Annotated in this window: 20 protein-coding genes and 1 CRISPR repeat array (1 of these 21 running past the window's edge); of the genes, 13 read left to right on the forward strand and 7 right to left on the reverse strand. The window is 55.9% G+C overall.

Annotated features, from left to right (window positions below; translation table 11 throughout):
• Nucleotides 1–144: a CRISPR direct-repeat array (repeat unit 28 nt; unit sequence GTGCACTGCCGTACAGGCAGCTTAGAAA) (it extends 364 nt beyond the left edge of the window).
• Between the two features lie 331 nt (nucleotides 145–475).
• On the reverse strand, nucleotides 476–745 hold the full coding sequence (locus ACOTZF_RS00155; protein WP_006809455.1) for a GrxA family glutaredoxin: 270 nt from the start codon (nucleotides 743–745) through the stop codon (nucleotides 476–478).
• Nucleotides 746–929: 184 nt separating this feature from the next.
• Here ACOTZF_RS00155 and nfsA point away from each other — a divergent pair, with 184 nt between their 5' ends.
• From nfsA to ACOTZF_RS00210, 11 genes are all read left to right on the forward strand, one after another.
• Nucleotides 930–1,652: a nitroreductase NfsA gene (nfsA, locus tag ACOTZF_RS00160; protein WP_020689894.1), complete on the forward strand. Its 723-nt coding sequence runs from the start codon at nucleotides 930–932 to the stop codon at nucleotides 1,650–1,652.
• A 51-nt stretch (nucleotides 1,653–1,703) separates the two neighbouring features.
• Nucleotides 1,704–2,606 (forward strand): 30S ribosomal protein S6--L-glutamate ligase, encoded by a 903-nt coding sequence (rimK, locus tag ACOTZF_RS00165; protein ID WP_013097373.1) that lies wholly within the window; start codon nucleotides 1,704–1,706, stop codon nucleotides 2,604–2,606.
• A 63-nt stretch (nucleotides 2,607–2,669) separates the two neighbouring features.
• Nucleotides 2,670–3,146, forward strand: a complete 477-nt coding sequence (locus ACOTZF_RS00170) for a YbjN domain-containing protein (protein ID WP_003858385.1) — start codon at nucleotides 2,670–2,672, stop codon at nucleotides 3,144–3,146.
• Nucleotides 3,147–3,497: 351 nt separating this feature from the next.
• Nucleotides 3,498–4,610, forward strand: coding sequence for a spermidine/putrescine ABC transporter substrate-binding protein PotF (potF, locus tag ACOTZF_RS00175; RefSeq protein WP_013097372.1), 1,113 nt, complete (start codon nucleotides 3,498–3,500; stop codon nucleotides 4,608–4,610).
• Nucleotides 4,611–4,753: 143 nt separating this feature from the next.
• Nucleotides 4,754–5,887: a putrescine ABC transporter ATP-binding subunit PotG gene (gene potG, locus ACOTZF_RS00180; RefSeq protein WP_013097371.1), complete on the forward strand. Its 1,134-nt coding sequence runs from the start codon at nucleotides 4,754–4,756 to the stop codon at nucleotides 5,885–5,887.
• A gap of 10 nt (nucleotides 5,888–5,897) precedes the next feature.
• Nucleotides 5,898–6,851, forward strand: coding sequence for a putrescine ABC transporter permease PotH (gene potH / locus ACOTZF_RS00185; RefSeq protein WP_038984429.1), 954 nt, complete (start codon nucleotides 5,898–5,900; stop codon nucleotides 6,849–6,851).
• On the forward strand, nucleotides 6,848–7,693 hold the full coding sequence (gene potI / locus ACOTZF_RS00190) for a putrescine ABC transporter permease PotI (RefSeq protein WP_020689897.1): 846 nt from the start codon (nucleotides 6,848–6,850) through the stop codon (nucleotides 7,691–7,693). Before potH ends, potI begins: the two co-directional genes overlap by 4 nt.
• A gap of 65 nt (nucleotides 7,694–7,758) precedes the next feature.
• The gene (locus ACOTZF_RS00195; protein ID WP_020689898.1) at nucleotides 7,759–8,232 is read left to right on the forward strand and encodes a YbjO family protein; all 474 of its coding nucleotides are present in this window, start codon (nucleotides 7,759–7,761) and stop codon (nucleotides 8,230–8,232) included.
• 40 nt (nucleotides 8,233–8,272) lie between these two features.
• Nucleotides 8,273–9,412 (forward strand): 23S rRNA (uracil(747)-C(5))-methyltransferase RlmC, encoded by a 1,140-nt coding sequence (gene rlmC / locus ACOTZF_RS00200; RefSeq protein ID WP_038984433.1) that lies wholly within the window; start codon nucleotides 8,273–8,275, stop codon nucleotides 9,410–9,412.
• A gap of 105 nt (nucleotides 9,413–9,517) precedes the next feature.
• Nucleotides 9,518–10,225 carry a response regulator transcription factor gene (locus ACOTZF_RS00205; protein ID WP_029883196.1) on the forward strand — a complete coding sequence of 236 codons (708 nt, stop codon included), beginning with the start codon at nucleotides 9,518–9,520 and terminating at the stop codon, nucleotides 10,223–10,225.
• The gene (locus ACOTZF_RS00210) at nucleotides 10,209–11,678 is read left to right on the forward strand and encodes a sensor histidine kinase (protein WP_038984436.1); all 1,470 of its coding nucleotides are present in this window, start codon (nucleotides 10,209–10,211) and stop codon (nucleotides 11,676–11,678) included. Before ACOTZF_RS00205 ends, ACOTZF_RS00210 begins: the two co-directional genes overlap by 17 nt.
• A gap of 86 nt (nucleotides 11,679–11,764) precedes the next feature.
• Here ACOTZF_RS00210 and artJ read toward each other — a convergent pair whose 3' ends face one another.
• The 6 genes from artJ to ACOTZF_RS00240 form a co-directional block, all read right to left on the reverse strand.
• A complete protein-coding gene (artJ, locus tag ACOTZF_RS00215; RefSeq protein ID WP_013097364.1) occupies nucleotides 11,765–12,496 on the reverse strand; it encodes an arginine ABC transporter substrate-binding protein ArtJ in 732 nt (243 codons plus the stop codon).
• A gap of 155 nt (nucleotides 12,497–12,651) precedes the next feature.
• Nucleotides 12,652–13,320 carry an arginine ABC transporter permease ArtM gene (gene artM / locus ACOTZF_RS00220; protein ID WP_013097363.1) on the reverse strand — a complete coding sequence of 223 codons (669 nt, stop codon included), beginning with the start codon at nucleotides 13,318–13,320 and terminating at the stop codon, nucleotides 12,652–12,654.
• Entirely contained in the window at nucleotides 13,320–14,036 is a 717-nt protein-coding gene (artQ, locus tag ACOTZF_RS00225) for an arginine ABC transporter permease ArtQ (RefSeq protein ID WP_013097362.1), read from the reverse strand. The genes artM and artQ overlap by 1 nt, the downstream gene beginning before the upstream one ends.
• 6 nt (nucleotides 14,037–14,042) lie before the next feature.
• Complete coding sequence (artI, locus tag ACOTZF_RS00230; protein WP_020689903.1) at nucleotides 14,043–14,774, reverse strand: arginine ABC transporter substrate-binding protein ArtI; 732 nt, start codon at nucleotides 14,772–14,774, stop codon at nucleotides 14,043–14,045.
• 20 nt (nucleotides 14,775–14,794) lie between these two features.
• Nucleotides 14,795–15,523 carry an arginine ABC transporter ATP-binding protein ArtP gene (artP, locus tag ACOTZF_RS00235; RefSeq protein WP_013097360.1) on the reverse strand — a complete coding sequence of 243 codons (729 nt, stop codon included), beginning with the start codon at nucleotides 15,521–15,523 and terminating at the stop codon, nucleotides 14,795–14,797.
• A 226-nt stretch (nucleotides 15,524–15,749) separates the two neighbouring features.
• Entirely contained in the window at nucleotides 15,750–16,268 is a 519-nt protein-coding gene (locus ACOTZF_RS00240) for a lipoprotein (protein ID WP_013097359.1), read from the reverse strand.
• A gap of 107 nt (nucleotides 16,269–16,375) precedes the next feature.
• Here ACOTZF_RS00240 and ACOTZF_RS00245 point away from each other — a divergent pair, with 107 nt between their 5' ends.
• Both ACOTZF_RS00245 and ACOTZF_RS00250 read left to right on the forward strand, forming a co-directional pair.
• The gene (locus tag ACOTZF_RS00245; protein WP_006174327.1) at nucleotides 16,376–16,699 is read left to right on the forward strand and encodes a heavy metal-binding domain-containing protein; all 324 of its coding nucleotides are present in this window, start codon (nucleotides 16,376–16,378) and stop codon (nucleotides 16,697–16,699) included.
• Nucleotides 16,696–17,526, forward strand: a complete 831-nt coding sequence (locus ACOTZF_RS00250) for an N-acetylmuramoyl-L-alanine amidase (RefSeq protein WP_038984441.1) — start codon at nucleotides 16,696–16,698, stop codon at nucleotides 17,524–17,526. Before ACOTZF_RS00245 ends, ACOTZF_RS00250 begins: the two co-directional genes overlap by 4 nt.
• Nucleotides 17,527–17,627 lie beyond the last annotated feature (101 nt).

The raw sequence follows: 17,627 nt of genomic DNA on the forward strand, positions 1-17,627 counted from the left end.
ACTGCCGTACAGGCAGCTTAGAAATGGGTGGTGAACGTGGCAGGTTTGCACTACCGGTGCACTGCCGTACAGGCAGCTTAGAAACGATGTGATGACCCGGTATCAGATCGACGACGGTGCATTGCCGTACAGGCAGCTTAGAAACATTCAAACCAACCGTCTGCAAATCAGATTGCATGCACTACCGTAAAGGCAGCTTAACGAGAATTAACCGACAGTTCCGGGAGCAGTGACATTTTTACTGCCGTTCAGGAAGATTTATAGCAACCTGGCCGTCAACAATGCCGGGTGGCGCTGCGCTTACCCGGCCTACAATCGGTATTAATATCAAGGGATTGCATAATTTATCGTAGGCCCGTGCAAGCGTAGTGCTCGCGGGTTTATCCAGTTTGCCATAACTAAAAGTTATCGCCTGGCTGCTATGCACTGGCAAACAGATAAAACCCCACGTCAGGGCGTGGGGTTTGCTTAGTGATTACTGAGCGGCAAACAGCCCCAGATGTTCTTTAGCGTAAGCTTCAAAATCGGTGCAGCCGCCAATGTGTTTCTGATCGAGGAAGATCTGCGGTACGGTTTCAACCGGTTTACCCACGGTTTTTTCCAGATCGGCTTTGGTGATGCCTTCTGCGTGGATATCCACATAGCGGAAGTTAAAGTCATCACGTTCTTCAGTCAGTTTTTCAGCCAGCTCTTTTGCGCGCACACAGTAAGGGCATCCTGGACGACCAAAAATTACTGCAAACATTTCTCTCTCCTCAAAAAACAAGCCTGACGGCGAATGACACGTATAGTGCACGATAACCTGCCGTCATTAAAGTAGGTTTCGCCTGTCGCTTTAATATCCTTGAGCTATGTTTCGCCAATTACATGCCGCGCATCATTGCCTATACTGGCTGCCACACGTATTAAGCAAGACAAAGAGAGAGACGATGACGCCAACAATTGACCTGCTCCGTTCCCACCGTTCTATCCGCCACTTCACCGATGAGCCCATTACCGAGGCGCAGCGTGAGGCCATCATCGACAGCGCCAGAGCCACCTCGAGCTCCAGCTTTCTGCAGTGCAGTTCGATTATTCGCATTACCGACAAGGCCATGCGCGAGCAGCTGGTGACGCTCACGGGCGGGCAGAAGCATGTAGCCCAGGCCGCCGAGTTCTGGGTATTCTGCGCTGACTTTAACCGCCACCTGCAAATTTGCCCTGAAGCCGAGCTGGGGCTGGCAGAACAGCTGCTGCTGGGTGTGGTCGATACCGCGCTGATGGCGCAAAACGCCTTCACGGCGGCGGAATCGCTGGGATTAGGCGGCGTGTATATCGGCGGGCTGCGTAACAATATTGAAAGCGTAACCGAACTGCTGAAGCTGCCGAAGCACGTCCTGCCCCTGTTCGGTCTCTGCCTCGGCTGGCCGGCTGACAACCCGGATCTCAAGCCGCGCCTGCCTGCGGCGATGCTGGTCCATGAAAACCACTACCAGCCGGTCGACAACGACGTGCTGGCGCAGTATGACGAGGAGCTGGCGCACTACTACATGACGCGCGGCAGCAATAACCGCCGCGATACCTGGAGCGACCACATCCGCCGTACCATCATTAAAGAAAATCGCCCGTTTATTCTCGATTATCTGCATAAACAGGGCTGGGCGACGCGCTAGTCCATTCGGTATGATACGCAGGCTTTTCCCATGTCTTTAGAGAGGTGCAGGGTGAAAATTGCCATTTTGTCCCGGGATGGAACGCTCTATTCATGCAAACGCCTGCGAGAAGCGGCGGCAAAACGCGGACATCAGATTGAGATCCTCGATCCGATGTCCTGCTATATGAACATTGACCCTGCTGCTTCCTCGATCCATTACAAAGGCCGCAAGCTACCGCATTTTGATGCGGTGATCCCCCGCATCGGCTCGCAGATCACCTATTACGGTACGGCCGCGCTGCGCCAGTTTGAAATGCTGGGCAGCTATCCTCTCAACGAATCTGTCGCCATTTCCCGTGCCCGGGATAAGCTGCGCTCGCTGCAGCTGCTCGCCCGCCAGGGTATCGATCTTCCGGTCACCGGCATCGCTCACTCCCCGGACGACACCAGCGATCTGATCGACATGGTGGGCGGCGCGCCGCTGGTCATAAAGCTGGTGGAAGGCACACAGGGTATTGGCGTGGTGCTGGCAGAGACGCGACAGGCGGCAGAGAGCGTGATTGACGCCTTCCGCGGCCTGAATGCGCACATTCTGGTGCAGGAGTACATTGAAGAGGCCAAAGGGCGCGATATCCGCTGTTTCGTGGTGGGCAATGAGGTGGTGGCGGCCATTGAGCGTCAGGCGAAAGAGGGCGATTTTCGCTCCAACCTCCACCGGGGCGGCGTTGCGCGGGTTGCTGATATCAGCGAGCGCGAGCGGGAGATTGCCGTGAAAGCGGCGCAAACGCTGGGGCTGGACGTGGCAGGCGTAGACCTTCTGCGGGCGACGCGCGGGCCGCTGGTGATGGAAGTGAATGCCTCGCCCGGGCTGGAAGGGGTAGAAAAAACCACCGGTGTCGATATTGCAGGTAAAATGATTGCATGGATTGAGCGTCATGCCACGCCGGGCTACTGTCTTAAAACGGGTGGTTAAATGGATTACCGCGCACTTTTTGAGTACCCTATGCGAAGTTTTTACTAAAGAGGCTCCACCGCGATGGATTTACAGGTCGTTCCAACACTGGATACGTTACGTCAATGGCTTGATGATGCCGGTATCACCTTCTTTGAATGTGATTCCTGCCAGGCGCTGCATCTGCCTCACATGCAGAATTTCGACGGCATTTTTGATGCCAAAATCGATCTCATTAACGACGTGATCCTCTTCTCTGCGCTGGCAGAAGTTAAGCCGTCTGCGCTGCTGGCGCTGGCCTCTGACCTCTCTGCGATCAACGCCAGTTCTTTGACGGTGAAAGCATTCCTCGATATACAGGATGATAATCTGCCAAAACTGGTCGTTTGCCAGTCTTTGTTCTCCGGCGCGGGGCTCTCCTTCAAGCAGTTCGCCTGGTTTATGCGTTTGAGTGAAGAGCAAATTTCAATGGTTATGATGGAAGCCAATGCACACCATCTGCTGTACAGCGCGGAAGACGATGCAGAGAATAATGATGCATCTCCCAATTTTCTTCACTAAGCCTGTCTGACTTTTGCGCAGTCGCTGCCAGAGCGGCTGCATAACGCCATTTATTCTGCTGCTTTTAACCTTTCTTTAAAGAATTTTTCACCTCCTCAAAGGCCATTTCGGCTTATCACGTAGACATAACCTGCATAAAAAATTGATAAAAGGCGTTTTTTCGTCTGGGCTATAGCCGGAGACACGGGCTACAGTTATTCTTGCGATGCTTAAAAAAGCGAGCGGATCCTGCCGGGTAAAGAGGTTTCTTTTTATTTTGAGCAGAGCGACAAACTATGCATGATTTTTGCATATATCCAGATTGCACAGTTTTAGTTCGTTTGTTAACGAGCTTTCAGAAGGAATAACACTATGATCGCCTTGAATAAAAAATGGTTATCGGGTCTGGTTGCGGGTGCTCTGATGGCCGTCTCTGCCGGCACGCTCGCTGCGGAACAAAAAACGCTGCATGTTTATAACTGGTCTGACTATATTGCCCCGGACACGGTGGCTAATTTTGAAAAAGAGACCGGCATTAAAGTGGTCTACGACGTGTTCGATTCCAACGAAGTGCTGGAAGGCAAACTGATGGCAGGCAGCACCGGTTTTGACCTGGTGGTACCGTCCGCAAGTTTCCTGGAGCGTCAGCTGACCGCAGGCGTTTTCCAGCCGCTGGACAAGAGCAAGTTACCAAACTGGAAAAACCTCGACCCGGAAGTGCTGAAGCTGGTCTCTAAGCATGACCCGGAGAACAAATACGCCATGCCGTATCTGTGGGCGACCACCGGTATTGGCTACAACGTGGATAAAGTCAAAGCGGCGCTGGGCCCGGACGTCAAGCTGGACAGCTGGGACGTGGTGCTGAAGCCGGAGAACCTCGCCAAGTTGAAAAGCTGCGGCGTCTCCTTCCTGGATGCCCCGGAAGAGATTTTCGCCACCGTGCTGAACTATCTTGGCAAAGATCCGAACAGCAACAAGGCGGATGATTACACCGGCCCGGCGACCGATCTGTTGCTGAAGTTGCGTCCGAATATCCGTTACTTCCACTCTTCACAGTACATTAACGACCTGGCTAACGGCGACATCTGCGTGGCAATTGGCTGGGCAGGGGACGTCTGGCAGGCGGCTAACCGTGCGAAAGAGGCGAAAAACGGCGTGAATGTCTCCTACTTCATTCCGAAAGAGGGGGCGCTGGCCTTCTTTGATGTCTTCGCCATGCCTGCCGATGCGAAAAACAAAGATGAAGCGTATCAGTTCCTTAACTATCTGATGCGTCCGGAAGTGATTGCCCATATCAGCGACCATGTCTACTACGCCAACGGTAACAAGGCCTCCTTGCCACTGATTAGCGAAGAGATCCGTAATAATCCGGCTATCTATCCGCCAGCGGATGTGTTTGCCAAGCTCTTCACCCTGAAAGTACAGGATCCAAAAATTGACCGCGTACGTACCCGTGCGTGGACCAAGGTGAAAAGCGGGAAATAACGGCGTTTGGTAACGTTGCCCGGTGGCGCTATCGCTTACCGGGCCGACACAACCCGTAGGCCGGGCAAGCGTTCGCGCCGCCCGGCGATGCGCACCCTGACGGTGCGTTTGCACCAGTTTTGATCTATGCCGGAGAACACCCCGTGAATGACGCGATCCCCCGCCCGCAGGCGAAAGTCCGTAAAGCGCTGACCCCGCTACTTGAAATTCGTAACCTCACCAAATCTTTCGATGGCCAGCATGCCGTGGACGACGTCAGCCTGACTATCTACAAAGGCGAAATATTTGCCCTTCTCGGGGCGTCTGGTTGCGGTAAATCAACCTTGCTGCGCATGCTGGCCGGGTTTGAACAACCTACCGCCGGGCAGATTGTGCTGGATGGCGTGGATCTCTCCAGCGTACCGCCGTATCAGCGTCCGATTAACATGATGTTCCAGTCTTACGCACTGTTCCCGCATATGACGGTGGAGCAGAACATCGCGTTTGGCCTGAAGCAGGACAAGCTGCCAAAAGCCGAAATCACCGCGCGTGTGGCGGAGATGCTGAGTCTGGTGCACATGCAGGAGTTCGCGAAGCGTAAACCGCACCAGCTTTCTGGTGGTCAGCGTCAGCGCGTGGCACTGGCCCGAAGCCTGGCGAAACGCCCGAAACTGCTGCTGCTTGATGAGCCGATGGGTGCTCTGGATAAAAAACTGCGCGACCGTATGCAGCTCGAAGTGGTGGATATCCTCGAACGCGTAGGCGTGACCTGCGTGATGGTCACCCACGACCAGGAAGAGGCCATGACCATGGCCGGGCGTATCGCGATCATGAACCGCGGTAAGTTCGTACAGATTGGCGAGCCGGAAGAGATTTATGAACACCCGACTACCCGCTACAGCGCGGAGTTCATCGGCTCGGTGAATGTTTTTGAAGGGCTGCTGAAAGCGCGTGAAGAAGACGGGCTGATCATCGAATCGCCGGGGCTGCAGCATCCGCTGAAGGTCGACCCGGATAACTCCGTGGTAGACAACGTGCCGGTCTATATCGCCCTGCGACCGGAGAAAATCATGCTCTGTGAAGATCCTCCGGCCGATGGCTTTAACTTTGCCGTGGGCGAAGTGGTGCACATTGCCTATCTGGGCGATCTCTCTATCTACCACGTCCGTCTGAAGAGCGGGCAGATGCTCAGCGCCCAGCTTCAAAACGAACATCGCTACCGTAAAGGACTGCCGACCTGGGGCGACGAAGTGCGTCTGTGCTGGGATGCGGACAGTTGTGTCGTGCTGACGGTATAAGGAGCGGCCAATGAGTACACTTGAACCGCCAGCCCGCGTCGAAAAACCGGGCGGCTTTGCGCACTGGCTGGCGCGCATGCAGATGAACCACGGCCGCAAGCTGGTGATTGCCATGCCTTACGTGTGGCTGATCCTGCTGTTCATGCTGCCGTTCCTGATCGTTTTCAAGATAAGCCTGGCGGAAATGGCGCGGGCGATCCCGCCTTACACCAATCTGCTGGACTGGGCAGACGGCCAGCTGACGCTGACGCTTAACCTTGGCAACTTCCTGCAGCTGACGGAAGATCCGCTTTATGTCGAAGCCTATTTGCAGTCACTGCAGGTGGCGGCCATCTCCACGCTCTGCTGTCTGCTGATGGGCTACCCGCTGGCATGGGCGGTGGCGCACAGTAAGCCCTCGACGCGCAACATTCTGCTGCTGCTGGTGATCCTGCCGTCGTGGACCTCGTTCCTGATCCGCGTCTACGCGTGGATGGGGATCCTGAAAAATAACGGGGTGCTGAATAACTTCCTGATGTGGTTAGGGGTTATCGATCAGCCGCTGACTATTCTGCACACCAATCTCGCGGTCTATATCGGGATTGTGTACGCCTACCTGCCGTTTATGGTGCTGCCGATCTATACGGCACTGACGCGTATCGACTACTCGCTGGTGGAAGCCTCGCTGGATCTGGGCGCCCGTCCGCTGAAGACTTTCTTCAGCGTGATTGTGCCGCTGACCAAAGGCGGGGTTATCGCCGGGTCGATGCTGGTGTTCATTCCGGCGGTTGGGGAGTTTGTGATCCCGGAACTGCTCGGCGGCCCGGACAGCATCATGATTGGCCGCGTGTTGTGGCAGGAGTTCTTCAATAACCGCGACTGGCCGGTAGCCTCCGCAGTGGCGATCGTGATGTTGCTGCTGCTGATCGTGCCGATCATGTGGTTCCACAAGCATCAGCAGAAACAGATGGGAGACCACGGATGAACAACTTACCGGTAGTGCGCTCTCCGTGGCGAATTGCGATCCTGGTGATCGGCTTTACCTTCCTGTATGCGCCGATGCTGATGCTGGTGATCTACTCGTTCAACAGCTCCAAACTGGTCACCGTATGGGCTGGCTGGTCGACGCGCTGGTACAGCGAACTGTTTCACGACGATGCGATGATGAGCGCGGTGGGGCTGAGCCTGACCATCGCGGCGCTGGCGGCCACGATGGCCGCGGTGCTGGGCACCATCGCCGCGCTGGTGATGGTGCGCTTCGGGCGTTTTCGCGGCTCGAACGGCTTTGCCTTTATGATCACCGCGCCGCTGGTGATGCCGGACGTGATCACCGGCCTGTCGCTGCTGCTGCTGTTTGTGGCGCTGGCGCATGCCATTGGCTGGCCGGCGGATCGCGGCATGCTCACCATCTGGCTGGCGCATGTGACCTTCTGTACCGCGTACGTGGCGGTGGTCATCTCCTCGCGTCTGCGCGAGCTGGATCGCTCCATTGAAGAGGCGGCGATGGATCTCGGTGCCACGCCGGTGAAGGTCTTTTTCATCATCACGCTGCCGATGATTATGCCTGCGGTGATCTCCGGCTGGCTGCTGGCCTTTACCCTGTCGCTCGACGATCTGGTGATCGCCAGCTTTGTTTCCGGGCCAGGGGCGACGACGCTGCCAATGCTGGTCTTCTCCAGCGTGCGCATGGGGGTGAACCCGGAGATCAACGCCCTGGCGTCGATAATCCTCGGCGTGGTCGGAATTGTCGGATTTATCGCCTGGTATTTGATGGCGCGCGCGGAAAAGCAGCGCGTGCGCGATATCCAGCGTGCAAGACGCGGCTGAAGGAATTATTATTTCCAGTGATGTGCCGCGCATGACGCGGCACTGTTTTTCAGGGAAGTAAAACATTGGGATTATTAAAAAAATCACGTCTTACGCACGCTCGTCCAAACGTACCTGCGCTGGTGCAGGTGGCGGCGCTCGCTATTATTATGATCCGCTGTCTTGATGTACTGATGATCCTCAACACCCTGGGGGCGCGCGGCATCGGTGAGTTCATTCACCGCAGCGTGCAAACCTGGAACCTCACGCTGGTATTCCTCAGCAGCCTTGTGCTGGTGTTTATCGAAATCTACTGCGCGTTTTCGCTGGTTAAAGGGCGCAACTGGGCGCGCTGGGTCTATCTGCTGACGCAGGTGACCGCCGCCAGCTATCTGTGGGCCGCCTCGCTGGGCTATGGCTATCCGGAGCTGTTCAGCATTGCCGGTGGATCCAAACGTGAGATCTTCCATGCGCTGGTCATGCAGAAATTACCCGATATGCTGGTGCTCCTGCTGCTCTTTGCTCCAGCTTCAAGCCGGCGGTTCTTCCGCCTGCAATAATGTGTATAATCGCAGCCCTCGTTATTCTTAAGGTTTTCCTATGCAGTGCGCACTCTATGACGCCGGACGCTGCCGCTCCTGTCAGTGGATAGAACAGCCGGTCTCTCAACAACTCACCGCCAAAATGGCCGACCTGCAACAGCTGCTGGCTGAACATGCGGTGGGCGAGTGGTGCGCCCCCGTCAGCGGCCCGGAGCAGGGTTTTCGTAATAAAGCCAAAATGGTGGTCAGCGGCAGCGTAGAAAAACCGCTGCTGGGCATGCTGCATCGCGACGGTACGCCGGAAGATCTCACCGGCTGCCCGCTTTATCCTGCCTCGTTTGAGCCGGTCTTCGCGGCGCTCAAACCATTTATTGCCCGTGCGGGGTTAACACCTTATAACGTTGCCCGTAAGCGCGGCGAGCTGAAATATCTCCTCCTGACCGAGAGCCAGATGGACGGCGGTATGATGCTGCGTTTCGTGCTGCGCTCGCAAGCCAAGCTGGAACAACTGCGCGCGGCGCTGCCGTGGCTGCAGGTGCAGCTTCCGCAGCTGAAGGTCATTACCGCCAATATTCAGCCGGTTCATATGGCGATTATGGAGGGGGAGACAGAGATCTTCTTCTCCGGGCAGCATGCGCTGGCGGAAACGTTCAACAACGTGCCGCTGTGGATCCGTCCGCAAAGTTTCTTCCAGACCAACCCGACGGTGGCGAGTGCGTTATATGCCACCGCCCGCGACTGGGTAAGGGCGTTAAACATCCATCATATGTGGGATCTGTTCTGCGGTGTCGGGGGCTTTGGTCTGCATTGCGCCACGCCTGAGATGCAGCTGACCGGGATTGAGATCGCCGCCGAAGCGATTGCCTGTGCGAAACAGTCTGCCGCTGAGCTCGGATTAACCAATCTGCACTTCCAGGCGCTGGACTCCACGCAGTTCGCGACCGGCCAGGGCAACGTACCGGAGCTGGTGCTGGTCAACCCGCCGCGCCGGGGCATTGGCAAGGCGCTGTGCGACTATCTGAGCCAGATGGCGCCGGATTACATTATCTACTCCAGTTGCAACGCCCGTACCATGGCGACAGATATCGCTCACCTGCCGGGCTACCGCGTTGAACGCGTTCAGCTTTTCGATATGTTCCCGCATACCGCGCATTATGAAGTGTTGACGTTGTTAACCCGCATCCCGGGTAAGGCGTAGCCGCCACCCGGCATGACATCCGCAAAATCTTCAACAAAATGTGAACTCTTCAACCCTGCGAAATCAGGTAAGCTTACGTCATAAGAGATGAAATAAGGCTTACCCATGAAGCAGATCCTGCTGGTGGAAGATGACCACGATATCGCGGCACTTCTGCGACTCAATTTAGAAGATGAAGGCTACATCATCACCCACGAGCCCGACGGCGGCAACGCGTTACAGTGCCTTGAAAAACAGCCGTGGGACGCGGTGATCCTCGATCTCATGCTCCCCAACGTCGACGGCCTGGAGATTTGCCGTCGTATTCGCCAGATGACCCGCTACCTGCCGGTGATCATTATCAGCGCCCGCAGCAGCGAAACCGATCGGATCACCGGCCTGGAAACCGGCGCGGATGATTATCTGGCAAAACCGTTCTCGGTGCAGGAGCTGATTGCGCGCATTAAGGCGCTGTTCCGCCGCCAGCAGGCGATGGGGCAGGCGCAGAGTGCCGGGAATATTCAGGCGCATGGCCTGACGATCGACCCGCTGGCCCGCAGCGTGCTGCTTCACGGCCAGATAGTGGATCTCACCCCGCGCGAGTTTGAACTGCTGTACTTCTTTGCCCGCCATCCTGGCGAGGTCTTCTCGCGTCTGGCGCTGCTGGAGCAGGTGTGGGGCTATCAGCACGAAGGTTACGAGCATACCGTTAACACCCATATCAACCGCCTGCGCATCAAGATTGAAAAAGACGCTGCCGAGCCGGAGATCATTCGCACCGTGTGGGGAAAAGGCTATAAATTTGCGGAGCCGCACCATGATGCGCCGCTTTAGCCTGAGCCAGCGCCTGACGCTGCTGTTCATTTTATTGATGATGCTCTGTGCCGCCGTCGCCTGCGCCGTCCAGCTCTACAGCAGCATGCAGTATGGTAACGCCATGGTTCAGCGTCTCTCTGGCGGCCTGGCGCAACAGATCGTGCAGCGCGAACCCATTCTGAACGCCCAGGGCAGGGTCGACCGTACCGCGCTGAAACCGCTCTTTGACAGGCTGATGACCTTCAACCCGAGCGTGGAACTGTACGTCGTCTCCCCGGATGGCGATATTCTGGCCGATGCCGCCCCGCCTGGCCATATTCAGCGACAAAGCATCAATCTCGCGCCGGTACAGGAGTTCCTCAGCGGTGCGGCCATGCCGGTTTTTGGCGACGATCCGCGTAGCCAGAACAAGAAAGTGTTCAGCGCGACGCCGTTACGTCAGGACGGCGAGCTTAAAGGCTATCTGTATATTATTTTACAGGGCGAGGAGTCGAACGCGCTGGCGGACATGGCCTGGCACAAGGCGCTGTGGAGTACGGTGCTCTGGTCAATGCTGTGGGTGGCGCTGTTTGGCCTGCTGGCGGGCTTACTGATCTGGTACTGGGTCACGCGTCCGGTTAAACGATTGACGCGTGAAGTGGCCGGGCTGGAGCATGACAGCATGAGCGCGATACGCGCGCTGGCGGTCCAACAGCCGGATGCGACAGCAAAAGATGAAGTGGCGCTCCTGCGTAACAGTTTTATCGAGCTGGCACGCAAAATCACTCAGCAGTGGGATCAGCTGGCCGACAGCGACCGCCAGCGCCGGGAGTTTATCGCCAATATTTCCCACGACTTACGCACGCCGCTGACCTCGCTGCTGGGCTATCTGGAAACGCTGTCGCTGAAATCCGCCACCCTGACGCCGCAGGAGCATCAGCAATACCTCGCCACGGCGTTGCGTCAGGGGCAAAAGGTGCGTCACCTGTCACAGCAGTTGTTTGAGCTTGCGCGTCTTGAGCACGGCGGCATCAAGCCCCAGCGCGAGCGTTTTGCGATGGGAGAGCTTATTTCCGACGTGGCGCAAAAGTTTGAGCTCACGGCGCGCACGCGCGAGCTTCAGCTCCAGATAGACGTTCCCGGGCCGCTGCCGCTGGTGTATGCCGATGTCTCAATGATAGAGCGCGTGGTGACCAATCTGCTGGATAACGCCATCCGCCATACCCCCACCGGCGGCAAGATCCGTCTCGCCGTATGGCAGGAGAATGAAAAGCTACAGGTTGAGGTGGCCGATTCAGGAACCGGTGTGGATGCCGCGCTGCGCGACGATCTGTTCCAGCGGCCTTCAGCGTTGAATCCGCAAGCATCGCGGGAGAATCGCGGTGGGTTAGGGCTGTTGATTGTCAAACGGATGCTGGAACTACACGGGGGAGGGATCAGGCTGATGGAGTCGGTGAGCGGGGCGCGGTTCAGGTTCTTCGTGCCGTTGTGAGAGAGTGCCGGGTGGCGCTGCGCTTACCCGGCCTACAACTCCCCCCGTAGGCCGGGTAAGGCGAAGCCGTCACCCGGCAAAAAAAGTTACTGCGGGAACCACTGGTCGCTGATTTTCTGATACGTACCGTCAGCTTTAATCGCCTTCAGCGCGCCGTTCAGTTTTGCCAGCAACGCTTTGTTATCCGGACGCACCGCAATGCCCAGACCCGTACCGAAGTACTGCGGATCGGTCACTTTTTCGGTTGCCGTACCCAGCTGCGGGTTGGTTTTCAGCCATTCGTTGACGACCGCGGTGTCACCAAATACGCCATCAATACGGCCGTTTTTCAGGTCGATAATCGCGTTCTGGTAGCTGTCATAGGCCACGGTTTTCACTTCAGGATGTTTGTCCTGGAGGTATTTCTGGTGCGTGGTGCCGTTTTCCATCCCGATGCGTTTGCCTTTCAGCTCATCAAAGGATTTATAAGCCCCTTTCTTCGCAATGACCACCGCCGAGTTGGCATAGTACGGGTCGGTGAAGGCCACCTGCTTGCTGCGCTCTGGCGTGATGTCCATACCGGAGATCACCGCGTCGTATTTTTTAAATTTCAGGGACGGGATCAGGCTGTCAAAGGCATGGTTGGTAAAGGTACAGTCGGCCTGCATCTGTTTGCACAGCGCTTTTGCCAGATCGATATCAAAACCCACGATCTGGTTGCTGGCATCCAGCGATTCAAATGGCGGATATGTGGCAGAAACGCCGAAATTGATTTTATCGGCAGCCGTTGCGCCTGCGGCAAACGTTGCCAGTAATGCGGCCAGAACTAACTTTTTCATTGTAATACTCCCGTCTGTAGGTCTTATGAAAGTACAATGCCATTTAATGAATTTATATTCAATATAAATGATTAAATATTTATCATGGAATAAAAAAAAGCGGATAACCCATCAGGTTACCCGCTTTATCAATACCGTTTTATGCATTTACGTGATTAATTTCTGCGCTCAAATGCCAGCGCTTTACGCTCGATCAGGCGCATCATCAGCGTCAACAGTCCGTTAACTACCAGATACACCACGCCTGCCGCGCCAAACACCATCACATCGTAGGTGCGTCCATAGAGCAGTTGCCCGTGGCCCATCACTTCCATCAGGGTAATGGTGTAGGCCAGCGAGGTACTCTTGAACACCAGCACCACTTCGTTGGAGTAAGAGGAGAGGGCACGCTTAAAGGCGTACGGCAGCAAAATGGCCAGCGTATCTTTTTTGCTCATACCGAGCGCGCCGCAGGACTGCCATTGTCCTTCCGGAATGGCGCGGATCGCTCCGTAGAACAGCTGAGTGGTGTAGGCGGCGCTGTTCAGTGAAAGGGCGATCAGGGCACACAGCCACGGCTCAGAGAGCAGATGCCAGATAACCGGATACTCCTGCAGCGACGGGAACTGGCCCGGGCCGTAGTAAATCAGGAAGATCTGCACCAGAAGCGGCGTACCGGTAAAGAGGGTGATATAGCCGCGCACAATCCACACCAGCACCGGCGTTTTCAGCGTCAGGATGATGGTAAAGATCAGCGCCAGGATCAGTGCCACGATGATGGACGCCACGGTCAACGTCAGGCTGGTGTGCAGCCCTTTCATCAGCTCGGGTAAATAGTCCAGCATCAGCCTGGTCTCCGTTCAAAGCGCGTCGCACGCAGGTCAATACGCTTAAGGATGTACTGACTCAGCAACGTGATCACCAGGTAGATAGCCGCCGCCACAATGTACCAGGTAAACGGCTCCTGGGTGCGGGTAGCGATGCTTTTGGTCTGCAGCATTAAATCGTTAACGCTTATCAGGCTCACCAGCGCGGTATCTTTCAGCAGCACCAGCCACTGGTTCCCTAAACCCGGCAGGGCATGACGCCACATCTGCGGCATCACCAGACGGAAGAAGATCGCCGCTTTCGACATTCCCAGCGCCTGGCCAGATTCCCATTGTCCTTGCGGTACCGCTTTCAGCGCACCGCGCAGGGTTTGCGACGCGTACGCAGAATAGAGCAGGGAAAGGGCAATGACGCCACAGAGGAACGGGCTGACGTCGAAGTTTTCAATCTGCATCTGCACCGGGATCTGCACGACGCCAAGATTGAGGGTAAAGCCGTCCGACAGCGTCAGCAGCAGCTGTGAGGAACCGAAATAGATAAACAGGACCACCAGAATCTCCGGTAGCCCACGCAGCACGGTGACCAGCGCGGAGCCGGTCCAGGCGACAGGGAACCACTTTGCAGATTCCCATACCGCAAAGAACATCGCCAGCACCAGGCCGATAATCAGTGCGCAAACGGCAAGGCCGACGGTCATCCCGGCGGCGCTTGCTAAAGGAAGAATTTCATTCATCAGGAATTACTTCTGGAACCATTTTTTATAGATGGTTTCGTAGGTGCCGTCTTTCTTCACTTTTTCCAGCGCAGCGTTGAATTTCTGCTGCAGCTCAGTGTTGCCCTGACGAACGGCAATCCCCAGACCTGTGCCGAAGTAGTCCTTATCGGTCACTTTGTCGCCCACTGGCGCGAGTTTATCGTTGGCTTTCAGCCATTCGGTTACTACCGCGGTGTCACCAAACACGCCATCGATACGGCCGTTCTGCAGATCCAGCTTCGCGTTCTGGTAGCTGTCGTAAGGCACGGTGGTGATTTCCGGATGTTTATCCATGATGAATTTCTGGTGCGTGGTGCCGTTCTGTACGCCCACTTTTTTGCCTTTCAGCTGGTCAACAGAGGTAAATTTCCCTTTCTGACCAATAAACAGGGCGGAGTTGTCATAGTACGGCGTGGTGAACAGCACCTGCTTTTCACGCTCTGGGGTGATGTCCATACCGGCCATCACGGCGTCGATACGGCGGAACTTCAGGCTTGGGATCAGGCTGTCAAACGCCTGGTTGCTGAAGGTACAGGTCGCGTCGATCTCTTTACACAGCGCGTTAGCCAGATCGACATCGAAGCCCACAATCTTGTTGTTGGCGTCGATAGATTCAAACGGAGGATAGGACGCTTCGGTGGCGAAACGGATGGTCTGGGCTGCGGTAGCGGAAAGGCTGACGCTAGCGAGCAGCGCGGCAATCAATACTTTTTTCATTATCATTTTCCCTGGCACTCTCAGTGAGATAAGTAGTTTTTGAAGGCATCGGTTTGCGGGTTGGTAAAGCAACTCGCATCACCTTGCTCAACGATATACCCGTTTTCCATGTAGACCACACGGCTGGCGGTTTTACGCGCCACTTCCACTTCATGGGTGACGATGACCTGAGTAATGTTGGTTTCCGCCAGCTCACGAATGATGCTCACGATCTGGGCGGTGATTTCCGGGTCCAGCGCAGCGGTCGGCTCATCAAACAGCAGTACCGCTGGCTCCATCATCAGCGCACGGGCAATCGCCACACGCTGTTGCTGACCCCCGGAGAGGTGCAGCGGATAACGATCGCTGTAGGGCTTAAGGCGCAGACGCTCCAGCAGCTTTTCAGCACGCGCCATCGCCTGATCCTTGCTCAAACCGAGAACGCGGCAGGGCGCTTCAATCAAGTTTTGCAGGACGGTCAGATGCGGCCAGAGGTTGTATTGCTGGAAGACCATGCCAACGTTTTGACGCAGTTCACGAATCGCTTTATCGGACGGCGTTTTCGCAAAATCAAAGTGGTTACCGGCGATAGCCAGCGTTCCTGAACGGGGCATTTCAAGCAGATTAAGGACACGCAAAAGAGAACTTTTACCCGCGCCACTTGGGCCAAGCAAAACCAGCGTTTCGCCTTCCGGGCACTCCAGCGTGATGTCGAACAGCGCCTGGTGTGCGCCGTAGAAGCAGTTAATGCCGTTTAGTTTAATACTCATCGGGGCAGTCTTTACTCATCCAGGCAATCTATAGCAATTGAGGCCGCAGATAGTACCGTTGACAGAATAGTTATGCAATATTTCTGCGTTAAAAGTTAAATATAACCCGTAATACCCCTTAAACATAGCACAAAATAGCGAAGCCCATGGTCGGCGAGTATAAATGTCGGCATTCCGCATGAAATGCCGCACATTTTTCGGGGTTTACAATTCTGAAACAGTGGGTTTAGCGATTCTCAATCGACTGGCGCAGCGTGCCTGCCGGGGCATGTACGCTCCCGCCGATATAGCGTACGTCATCCACCGCCCAGCACTGGCCTTCGCGGATCATCAGCACTTCATCCTGCCAGGTTTGGGTGCCCTGGGTCAGCTTCACGCGCAGGGGGATGTTACGCGCATCGGTGTTCGGGATGGTCGAGGCGCTGGCCACTTCGGCGCTGTCCGGCAACGTCGTGCGGCTGGAGAACGGATCGGATTTCAGCAGCGCGTTGTGCTGCGGATCGCGCGTGGCATCGTTCAGCAGTTTTGCCAGCCCATCGCTCAGATACGGACGCAGGCCGGTGAGATCGTTGCTGCGGTGTTGAATGCGATAATCATAGAACTGTTGCGCCACGGTATCCGGGCCGCCCTCTATACAGGGGCCGCTGCGGGTACCGATATCCTTAAAGGCTGGCGTGACCGTGGTGGTACACGCGCTGAGCACCAGCGCGCAGGGCACCAAAAGCGTTAAAGCAGAGTAGCGCATGTTGATTTCCTTATTTATTAACTATCCTTTCAATCATAGCGTAACGAACCGATAATGCTGGTGAAGTTATGGGCTAAGGCATTGAACGCTAAAGAAGGAGAGAAACCATGCAGTTTTCAACAACGCCAACCCTGGAAGGGCAGCCGATCACCGAGTATTGCGGTGTGGTCACGGGCGAAGCCATTCTGGGGGCCAACATTTTTCGCGATTTCTTTGCCGGTATCCGCGATATCGTCGGCGGCCGCTCTGGCGCGTATGAAAAAGAGCTGCGTAAAGCCCGGGAAATCGCCTTTAAGGAGCTGGGCGAACAGGCCAAAGCACTGGGGGCGGATGCGGTTGTGGGGATTGATATCGACTACGAAACCGTCGGTAAAGATGCCAGCATGCTGATGGTGAGCGTAAGTGGTACGGCGGTGAAAACCCGTCGATGAAACGCGCGTTTTCAACACTCCTGCTGGCGCTGTTGCTGGCAGGGTGCGCCACGGAAAAAGGCATTGTGGATAAAGGCGCCTATGAACTGGATACCCGCCACCAGGCGCAGGCGGCCTATCCGCGCATCAAGGTGCTGGTTATCCACTATACGGCGGATGACTTTGACAGTTCGCTGGCCACGCTGACGGACAAGAACGTCAGCTCCCACTATTTGATCCCGGCGAAGCCGCCCGCACCGGACGGTAAACCGCGCATCTGGCAGCTGGTTCCCGAGAACGAACTGGCCTGGCATGCGGGCATCAGCTTCTGGCGCGGCACCAACCGTATTAATGATACGTCGGTTGGCATTGAGCTTGAGAATCGCGGCTGGCAAAAAACGGCCGGGGTAAAACACTTTTCGCCATTCGAACCCGCGCAAATTGCGGCCCTGGTGCCGCTCGCAAAAGACATTATCGCCCGCTATCAGATTAAACCCGAGAACGTGGTGGCCCATGCGGATATCGCGCCTCAGCGCAAGGACGATCCCGGTCCGCTGTTCCCGTGGCGCGAGCTTGCAGAGCAGGGGATTGGCGCCTGGCCCGACGCGTCCCGGGTGGCGTTCTATATGAACGGGCGGCCACGGTATCAGGCCGTGGAGACCGCAGCGTTACTCGATTTGCTCGCGCGTTACGGTTACGAGGTTCCCGACAACAGCACCCCCGCTCAGCAGAAGCGCATCATTATGGTCTTCCAGATGCACTTCAGGCCGCAGCTGTGGAACGGCGTGGCAGATGTGGAAACGCTGGCCATTGCCGAAGCACTTTTAGAGAAATACGGGCAGGGGTAATCCTTCGGGATTAACCCGAATGCCTCGTTTTTGTGAGCATGATCATAAGATTAATCTTAAGTACATTCTCAATTCATTTTAAGTAAATTGATTTAAAATCG

This window comes from Enterobacter cloacae complex sp. SHL021 (assembly GCF_049237765.1).
GTDB classification, from domain to species: Bacteria; Pseudomonadota; Gammaproteobacteria; order Enterobacterales; family Enterobacteriaceae; genus Enterobacter; species Enterobacter cloacae.

What these genes read in the sequence shown, in the direction of transcription:
- ACOTZF_RS00155 (WP_006809455.1), bottom strand. Translation starts at nt 745, where the DNA reads ATGTTTGCAGTAATTTTTGGTCGTCCAGGATGCCCTTACTGTGTGCGC.
- nfsA (WP_020689894.1), top strand. Translation starts at nt 930, where the DNA reads ATGACGCCAACAATTGACCTGCTCCGTTCCCACCGTTCTATCCGCCAC.
- ACOTZF_RS00170 (WP_003858385.1), top strand. Translation starts at nt 2,670, where the DNA reads ATGGATTTACAGGTCGTTCCAACACTGGATACGTTACGTCAATGGCTT.
- potF (WP_013097372.1), top strand. Translation starts at nt 3,498, where the DNA reads ATGATCGCCTTGAATAAAAAATGGTTATCGGGTCTGGTTGCGGGTGCT.
- potH (WP_038984429.1), top strand. Translation starts at nt 5,898, where the DNA reads ATGAGTACACTTGAACCGCCAGCCCGCGTCGAAAAACCGGGCGGCTTT.
- potI (WP_020689897.1), top strand. Translation starts at nt 6,848, where the DNA reads ATGAACAACTTACCGGTAGTGCGCTCTCCGTGGCGAATTGCGATCCTG.
- rlmC (WP_038984433.1), top strand. Translation starts at nt 8,273, where the DNA reads ATGCAGTGCGCACTCTATGACGCCGGACGCTGCCGCTCCTGTCAGTGG.
- ACOTZF_RS00205 (WP_029883196.1), top strand. Translation starts at nt 9,518, where the DNA reads ATGAAGCAGATCCTGCTGGTGGAAGATGACCACGATATCGCGGCACTT.
- ACOTZF_RS00210 (WP_038984436.1), top strand. Translation starts at nt 10,209, where the DNA reads ATGATGCGCCGCTTTAGCCTGAGCCAGCGCCTGACGCTGCTGTTCATT.
- artJ (WP_013097364.1), bottom strand. Translation starts at nt 12,496, where the DNA reads ATGAAAAAGTTAGTTCTGGCCGCATTACTGGCAACGTTTGCCGCAGGC.
- artM (WP_013097363.1), bottom strand. Translation starts at nt 13,320, where the DNA reads ATGCTGGACTATTTACCCGAGCTGATGAAAGGGCTGCACACCAGCCTG.
- artQ (WP_013097362.1), bottom strand. Translation starts at nt 14,036, where the DNA reads ATGAATGAAATTCTTCCTTTAGCAAGCGCCGCCGGGATGACCGTCGGC.
- artI (WP_020689903.1), bottom strand. Translation starts at nt 14,774, where the DNA reads ATGAAAAAAGTATTGATTGCCGCGCTGCTCGCTAGCGTCAGCCTTTCC.
- artP (WP_013097360.1), bottom strand. Translation starts at nt 15,523, where the DNA reads ATGAGTATTAAACTAAACGGCATTAACTGCTTCTACGGCGCACACCAG.
- ACOTZF_RS00240 (WP_013097359.1), bottom strand. Translation starts at nt 16,268, where the DNA reads ATGCGCTACTCTGCTTTAACGCTTTTGGTGCCCTGCGCGCTGGTGCTC.
- ACOTZF_RS00245 (WP_006174327.1), top strand. Translation starts at nt 16,376, where the DNA reads ATGCAGTTTTCAACAACGCCAACCCTGGAAGGGCAGCCGATCACCGAG.
- ACOTZF_RS00250 (WP_038984441.1), top strand. Translation starts at nt 16,696, where the DNA reads ATGAAACGCGCGTTTTCAACACTCCTGCTGGCGCTGTTGCTGGCAGGG.